The 7,959-nt window shown below is 66.4% G+C and carries 6 protein-coding genes; 4 read left to right on the forward strand and 2 right to left on the reverse strand.

Translation table 11 applies throughout. The annotated features are described in order from the left end of the window. The 4 genes from E6K76_12135 to E6K76_12150 all read left to right on the forward strand — a co-directional run. Window positions 1-408 (forward strand): T9SS type A sorting domain-containing protein (locus E6K76_12135; protein TMQ56828.1); only part of this gene is annotated, 408 nt, incomplete at its 5' end. A gap of 1 nt (window position 409) precedes the next feature. After that, window positions 410-1,237 (forward strand): GNAT family N-acetyltransferase, encoded by an 828-nt coding sequence (locus tag E6K76_12140; protein ID TMQ56829.1) that lies wholly within the window; start codon window positions 410-412, stop codon window positions 1,235-1,237. Window positions 1,238-1,314: 77 nt separating this feature from the next. Then, entirely contained in the window at window positions 1,315-1,833 is a 519-nt protein-coding gene (locus tag E6K76_12145) for a hypothetical protein (GenBank protein TMQ56830.1), read from the forward strand. Beyond that, window positions 1,770-3,350, forward strand: coding sequence for a glycosyltransferase (locus E6K76_12150; protein ID TMQ56831.1), 1,581 nt, complete (start codon window positions 1,770-1,772; stop codon window positions 3,348-3,350). The genes E6K76_12145 and E6K76_12150 overlap by 64 nt, the downstream gene beginning before the upstream one ends. Window positions 3,351-3,363: 13 nt before the next feature. On the opposite strand, the gene E6K76_12155 is transcribed toward E6K76_12150, so the two are convergent. Next, window positions 3,364-6,195, reverse strand: coding sequence for a serine/threonine-protein kinase (locus E6K76_12155; protein ID TMQ56832.1), 2,832 nt, complete (start codon window positions 6,193-6,195; stop codon window positions 3,364-3,366). 177 nt (window positions 6,196-6,372) lie between these two features. Next, a partial coding sequence (locus E6K76_12160; protein ID TMQ56833.1) for a hypothetical protein occupies window positions 6,373-7,959 on the reverse strand: 1,587 nt, incomplete at its 5' end.

The raw sequence follows: 7,959 nt of genomic DNA on the forward strand, positions 1-7,959 counted from the left end.
GATCTCCGGCAGCTTTTCAGCGGGCTGCCCCCGGGGCAGAGCACGCCGACCGTGACGTTGCAGGGGGATCTCACCACGGGGGGCCGATTCCAGAGCACGCTCGAGCTGCGGGTCATCTCGGGCGATGGTAGCGCGCTGGCCGCGTCGGTGTCTCCGAATCCGCTCAACCCGAGTGCGACGCTCATGTTTACGACGACCCGCCCGGGCCTTGCCAAGGTGGACCTGTTCGACATCGGCGGGCGTCTGGTCCGGACGATTCTCGATGAGCGCTCCCTCGCCGCGGGCCTGCACGAGGTGGCGATCGAGGGCCGTGGCCGGCGAGGCGAGAGCCTGGCCTCGGGGATCTACTTCCTCCGGGGAGTCTCCGCCGACGGGGCGTTTACGAAGACGATCGCGATCCTCAAATAGCGTGTCGACCGCGAGCCTGACCCGCGACCACGTCGTCGCGCTCGAGCGGATCGAGCGGGCCGACTGGTGGGACGCCTTCCGCGCCGCCACTCCCGAGCTTGCCGAGGAGCTAGGCATGCGCGTCGAGCGGGTCGGGAGCGTGGACGTGCTGATCATGACCGCGGCCGACATCCTCATGCTCAATCGCGCGGCGGGGCTCGGGGTCGAAACGCCCGTCACCGAGGGGCAGCTCGACGAGGTGATCGCGCGTTTTCACGCGGCGCGCGTCCCGCGCTTTTTCATCGACGTCTGCCCCGCCGCCCGACCGATCCATCTGACCGATTGGATCACGAGCCGGGGGCTCCCGCTCCACAACCACTGGGTGAAGCTCACGCGCGAGGTCGAGCCGGTGCCCTGGACCCCGCCCGACCCGCGCGTCAAGGAGATCGGCACCGAGCACGCGGAAGCCTTCGGGAGGATCATCCAGAGCGTGTTCGGCCTTCCCGAACGGATGTCGGAATGGGCGCGGTTGCTCGTGGGGCGTCCCCGCCGGCGTCACTTCATGGCGTTCGACCGGGGGAAGCCGATCGGGACCGCCGCGCTCTACATCGAGGACGAGTGGGCCTCGTTCGGCTATGCCGCGGTCATCCCGGAGGCACGCGGACGAAATTTGCAGGCCGCTTTGATCGCGGCGCGCCTTCGCGCGGCGCGCGACGCGGGCTGCCGGTGGCTTTCGATGGAGACCGCCGAGGACACGCTCGAGAAGCCGAGCTACTCGCTCCGGAATGCGAGGAAGATGGGCTTCGAGGTGGCGTACATGAGGCCGAATTACCTCGGCAAGACAACTTGACGCGACCTGAATCGGCTTTCCCGGAACCTTCTCGCCTTTCGGGGTTTCTGTCATACATGGGCGGCCTGAGCCGGGTCATGCTGCAGACTGGCACCTTCTCGCTCATCCTCATCGCTTCGCTTCCGCCGCCTGTCCTCGCCCGGGACGGCCCCCCTGGCCCGGACGGCCTTCCCCGGGCGGCCCCACGCCACCCTTGGAAGTTATTCTCAGGGACACCTCGCACCGACACGCTTTCCTTCCCGTCGAGCGATGTCATTCCTGCCGCGCGCCGCGCCCTCGAAGCGGACCAATGGGAAATTTTCACCCTGGACACGGGCCGAGGGGAGATGGTGACGAGGTGGAAGGCCCTTCACCATCCCCTCCTCTGGCTCTTCATGGGAAAGGCGGAGGCGCGGTGCACCGTGACGTTTCGGCCGCTCGGCCCGAGCCGCACGCGGGTCGTGTTCCAGGGAGACCTTGCGTCCCACCATGATCTGAAGGGGAATCCGATGCTCGGGACCGCGAAGCGCGCCTACGCGAAGGCGGCCAGGAAATGGGCCGCCGAAGTGCGTCAGGACTTGTCCGACCGTCGGCGGCTCTCTACCGTGCATCCGTGACCGTCTCGATCGTCGTCCCCGCGCGCAACGAGGAGGAGCTTCTGCCGAGCTGCCTCCGTGCGCTCACAACCCAGGATTACCGAGGCCCGCTCGAGATCATCGTCGTGGACAACGGGAGCACCGACCGCACGGCGGAGCGCGCCCGGTGGTTCGGCGTGACGGTGGTGTCGGAGCCCAGGCACGGCTACGTCATCGCGCTCGCGCGCGGCTTCTCGATCGCGACAGGCGATATCGTCGCCACGACCGACGCCGACACGGTACCGCCCCGGAACTGGGTCTCGCGCCTGGCGCGCGAGTACGCGGAGCGTCCGGAGGTGGTGGCGGTCGGGGGAGAGATTTACTTCCGAGAGCCGAATTGGAAAGGCTGGCTCTTCACGCGATGCATCCTTCCGGTCTTGAACCGGTGGGACCGCAGGAACCGGGCCGGCGCGCACCTCTGGGGCGCGAACTTCTCCGTGCGCCGGGACGTTTTCCAGCGCGCGGGCGGCTGGAATATGGAATTCAACCTTCAATGCGACACCGAGCTTTCCGAGAGGCTTCGCCGCTTCGGCCGAGTCGTTCTCCTGGAAAGCCTTTCTGTCTCCACGTCGTGCCGCCGGTGGAATCGCTCGTTATTGTGGAGCGTTTTCCTCTACGCCTCGAATTTCGTGTCTTTGCGGTTACGCCGGCGGCCGCTTTGGCGCAGCTTCCCAGAGATTCGTGAGCGGCGGGCTCCGGCGGCGGGCGAGGCGTCGGGATTCGCCTGGCGTCCCCCGTGGGGTTTCTCCTGGAAGGCGGCCCGAACGGGCACCGTCGTAGCGGTCTTTGCCGCGCTCGTCGCTCTCGGCGGTTACGACACGTTCGCGCCTTGGTCGAACGCTTTTGGTAGAACCTATTGGGAGGGTGCCACCAAGGAGCGCGTGGTGGCCTTGACCTTCGACGACGGCCCCAACGAGCCCTTCACCTCCGATGTGCTCGACGTTCTCCGTCGTGAGGACGTGAAGGCCACGTTTTTCCTGATCGGGAGGAACGCGCGCCGCTACCCCGCGATCGCCGCAAGGATCGCGCGCGAAGGGCACGTGATCGGAAACCACACCGATTCACACCCGCCGGGGTTCGCGCTGGAACCCGCACCCTATCTTCGCGCCGAAGTCGACCGGGCCGAGGAGAGCATTCATGCCGCGACCGGCGTGTACGCGCACTTTTTCCGTCCGCCCCAGGGGATTCGGTCCCCTTGGCTGATGCGCGTCCTGGAAGAGGATTCGCTCGTGACGGTGACCTGGGACGACGCGCCCCGGGACTGGGAGCCCCACTCCGCTCGGCAGCTCGCGGCAGCCACCGTCGCGCGCGCGCACCCGGGGGCCATCATTCTGCTCCACGACGGGCTCAACTTGGCGCATCGCCCCGACCGGAGCGCGACCGTGGCGGCGCTGCCCACGATCATCCATCGCCTCCGCGACAAGGGATACCAGTTCGTCACGGTGCCGGAGCTTCTGCGCTGCCGCCCGGCGCTGGCGCGCTGGCCGGCGGCACAGTAGGGACCGCAACCCCCTACTTCCGCGCCGCGCGCATCCGCTCTTTCAGCACCTCATCGAAATTCAGGATCACGTTCGCCTGTGTGGGATTTTGCTCCTCCGGCCCCTTCTGCACCGCGATCAGCCGCCCGTCCGGAAGAATGTCGTAAAGCGCGGCACCAAGACGGTTCGGTGGAATGCGCAGAGCCGCAAGATCCCACACCAACGTCGGGGATGTTGCCGTCAGTCCAGGCCTTGAGGTGATCCCGACCGACATCAGTTTTCCCTGGACCGAATAGTAGAGATGTTTCCCGTCCTTTCCCCATCTGGGCATATCGCCTCCCCCGCGGGAGACCATGATCGGCAGGCCCGCGAACCCATCGCCCGCCCATTCGCTGGCGTACACCTCCCCCCTCCCTGTCTCATTCGATTGGTAGGCTACGACGCGTCCATCGGGCGAGAAAATACCCAAGGCATGTAATGCGTCGTTGCCGGTGATCTGCCTCGGGATCCCCGGCTCACCTTCCCGCGCGGGCACCTGAAAGACCCAGATCGCTACCCTGTTGCTGTCGGCGTTGGTCGTCAGCATGGTCCTTCCGTCCGGAGACATGGAGGTAGGTATGAAGTACGACGTTGGTGAGGGCTTCCTCGCGATCCGCCTCGGCGCGGAAGCGCCGGCGGCGTCGACCAGATAGATTCCATCGAGCGAATCATTGGCATTCTGTGCGAACGCGAGCCAGCGGCCGTCCTGCGACCATGAGTTCCCAAGACAGTCCGCGCCCGGGCGCGAGCGGACACGCCGAGCCGCGGGCTGTCCACGCTCCGACACCCAAGTCTCGGTGATCGCGTTCGCATTGTTAATCGAGAGGGTCGCCCTGCTCCCGTCGGGCGAAGCCTTCAGGTCATATTCGTAAGGTCGCCGCTCCGGCGACCACTCGGAAACGTTCCCCTGACGGTCCACCACGATCACGTGGCGGTTTCGCACGACGTTGCCCCCTCCGGCATAGACGAGCATCCCGTTTGGAGTGATTCCGAAGCGGGCGTTGATCGAGGTGTTCTCCTGGCGGAGGTCGTTCATGATCCCGACCGGCTCACCCTTGACCTCCATTTTGCCGAGGTCGAACCGGACCGCGAACAACGCGTCCTGTCGGGAGAAACAGAGCACGCCCGCGTGGTACGCCGGGCTCCCTGCATCCCGGATCAGGATCTTGGTCTTCCCGGAGCGAGGATCGAGAATGCCGATTCCCTGGCGGTACACTTCCCCTTCGTACCAGATGGCGCTCAGGAACACGCCGCGATCGCCGGGTAGCGGCTTGCCCTCCGGAAAGAACCGACCCGCGGGATAGCCCGGAACGACAAACCTGGTCGGCGGAGAGGGCGATCCCCCTTTCGCGGGCAGACGCACATATCTCAGTCCGTTATTGGTCGAGAGCATGAGGTCCCCGGATTCGAGCCAGGCTCCGGTCACGTCCCACTCCGGATCCACGTTCCCGACCGGGACGGGCGGAGCGCTCCGGTCCGCCGGCATCCTGAACCGGCGAAGGTCGCGCGTCTGCTCGCCCGCGGGTGCCCAGTACTCGATGGTGCGGCCGTTCGCGCTCATGAAAAGCGCGCTGGCGCCCTCGGTCCCACGGACCACATCGAATTCCGGCTGATCCATGCGGCGCATGTAAAGACGAGCAAGCGATAAATCTCTCGCGCCGGCGGTGAGCGGTTTTCCGATGAGGGCGATCGTGCGCCCATCGGATGCAGCCCCCTGGACTTGAACATCCGGAGGGGTTGGGAGCGCCAGGTGCATGACGCCTTCGGTGTGGGTGCGGCCGGCGGTGAAGGCGTTCCACCCCGCGGCACCGAGGGCGGCGCCCGCGATTGCGGCGGCCGCGAGGAGGATCGCGGTGCGGCGTTTCGCGGCCGCGCTCGCCGGCGCGGCGGCGTCGGCGGAGGCGCCGGCGCCCGCGTACCGCCCCGATTTGATCTCCTCGAGCGTGAGCCGCGCGTCGCCGATGTCGCGCAGGCGTTTCTTGGGATCTTTGGTCAGGCAGCGCTCGAGCAGCTCGCGGAGCCGCGCGGGCGTGTGCTTGGGGAGCGTCGACCAGTCCATCTCGCGCTCGAGGATCTTCGCGATGGTGTCGCTCACCGTCTCTCCCTCGAACGCGCGCTTCCCGGTGAGGCATTCGTAGACGATGCAGCCGAAGGACCAGATGTCGGTGCGGCGGTCGACGACCTTGCCCCGCGCCTGCTCGGGCGAGAGGTACGCCGCCGTGCCCAGGATCACGCCGACCATTGTCGCGGGGTTGATAAAGGTCGGCGAGTGCGGGAGCGTCGGCGAAGAAAGCGTGGGCGAATCTACCAGTGCCGGGGATTTCGCGAGGCCTTCCTCGTCCGTCGCGACCCGGCCCTTCGCGAGCCCGAAGTCCAGCACCTTGACCTGTTCGTTCGGCGTGATCATCACGTTCGCGGGCTTGAGATCACGATGCACCACGCCCCCGTCGTGCGCCGCCTCCACCCCGCAGGCGATCTCGATGCAGACGTTGAGCGTCTCTTGGAGAGGAAGCGGCCCGCGCGCGATCCGATCAGCGAGCGTCTCCCCCTCGATGTGCTCGAGCGCGAGGTATCGCCGCCCCTCAGACTCCTCGAGCCCATAGATCGCCGCTACGTTCGGGTGGTTGAGCGAGGCCAGCACCCGCGCCTCGCGCTCGAATCTTTGCAGGCGGTCGGGGTCCGCGGCGACGTCTTCGGGGAGCGCCTTCAGCGCGACCGTCCGCCCCAAGCGCGTGTCGTGCGCGAGGAAGATGACGCCCATCCCGCCGCGCCCGATCTCGCGGTCTACCTTATAGGGGCCTATCGTGGCGCCGGAGGTTACTGGCATGAGGGGGCGAGGGTACCACGAACCGGGCCCGGCGGAACCCGGAGGTGCGGGGGAAGGCGGATGCCGCCGCCGTCATGACTTTCCCCCGCAACATGCCCCGGGGCATGTTGGAAGTCGGGCACCCGAACATGCCCCGGGGCATGTTGGAAGTGTGTTTGGGACGTCGTCGGGGTGCGCCTACTTCCCCGCCGCGCGCATCTTCTGCTTCACCTCATCGAAGAAATTGAGCACGATGTCGAAGCGGGTCAGCTCGTCCTCCCCCTCGCCGCGCTGCACCATGAGAAGCCGGCCGTCCGGGAGAACGTCGAACAGTCGGGTTGAGCCTGAAGGGATTCTCAGCGCGTCAAGATCCCAGATTTCCGATGGCGCCGAAGCTTGGAGCTGCGGCGCCGCGCCGACCTGGACCGCCATGAACTTGTTCTGGGGAGACAAGTAGTAGACCTGCTTCCCGTCGCGTCCCCACATGGCGGCTGATCCGCCGCCGGCGGAGACGAGCAGCGATCGGCCCACCGGAGCCTTCCCGTCCCACCGAGAGACATAGATATCGGGTTTTCCCATCTCTTCAGAGGTATACGCGATCAGGCGACCGTCGGGCGAGATCGCCGCGGCCCCTCGATTCGCGTCGTCATGAAACAACGGATTCGGCGCCGACAGCGAGCCTTCATTCGGGGTTGCCGCGATCGAGTAGAGGCTCGCCTTCGTGCCCTCGGCCACTGTCACTAGAATCGTCGAGCCGTCGGGCGACCATGAATTCAACCAGAAGTATGCCGAGGGAGGAGTTCGTGGCGCGATGTGCCGGGGCGGAGTGGTCCCATCGACGCTCGAGACATAGATCCCGTCCTCTCCGGACTGCGAATACTGGGAGTAGGCGATCCGTTTGCCGTCCGGAGACCAGATGGGTCCAATGCAGTCCGCCCCAGGCCGGCCGAGAAGGCGGTACGAAGCAGGGCGCCCGCGTTCTGAGATCCAGAGTTCCGTGATTTCGTCCGGGTTGTCGATGCACACCGCGGCCCGGTTCCCGTCAGGCGAGGCACGCATTAAGTATTCGAACGCCTGCCGCTCCCCGGACCACTCGATCACCTTGCCGTCACGGGAGACGATCACCAGCCTTCGATTCCGTCCGACATCAAAGCCGGGCTGATAGGCGAGCGTTCCGTTCGACGCCAGGGCGAATCGCGCGTGGTTCGCTGCCCCCGGCGACCGAAGCCCATCCATGATAGCGACCGGCTCCCCCTTGATCTGGAGGCCGGCTAAATCGAACGGGACAGCCAGAAGAGCGCCCGCCCGGCTGAAGAGGAGATCCCCAGAGGGTGAGTAGTGCGGGGACCCGCCGTCGCGGACCAGAATCTTCACCTTGCCCGATTTGAGATCCATCACCCCGATTCCCTGGCAGAAAACGCCCCTTTCGTACCAGGTCGCGAACAGGAAAATGCCCCTGTCTCCCGGCAGCGCCGGGTTCGCGGGGGCCAGCCGGCCGTTGTACCCCGGCGCGTCAAATTTCACAGGCGCGCTCGCTGCGCCGCTCGCCGACACACGGACGTATTTCGTCCCGTCCTCCGTGCTGAAGATGAAATCCCCCGAGCGAAGCCAGACCGCCTCTGGTTCCCACGTGGGGTCGACCCTGCCGATAGGGATGGGCGGGCTGCTGCCGTCGATCGGCATCTTGAACAATTGGAAATGGCTGGATTGCCCGGATAACGCAGACGCGAACGAGAGCCATCGACCGTCGGGACTCGCGAGAAACGCGACCACTCCGTCCGTGCC

Source organism: Candidatus Eisenbacteria bacterium (genome assembly GCA_005893275.1).
GTDB lineage: Bacteria > Eisenbacteria > RBG-16-71-46 > SZUA-252 > SZUA-252 > WS-7.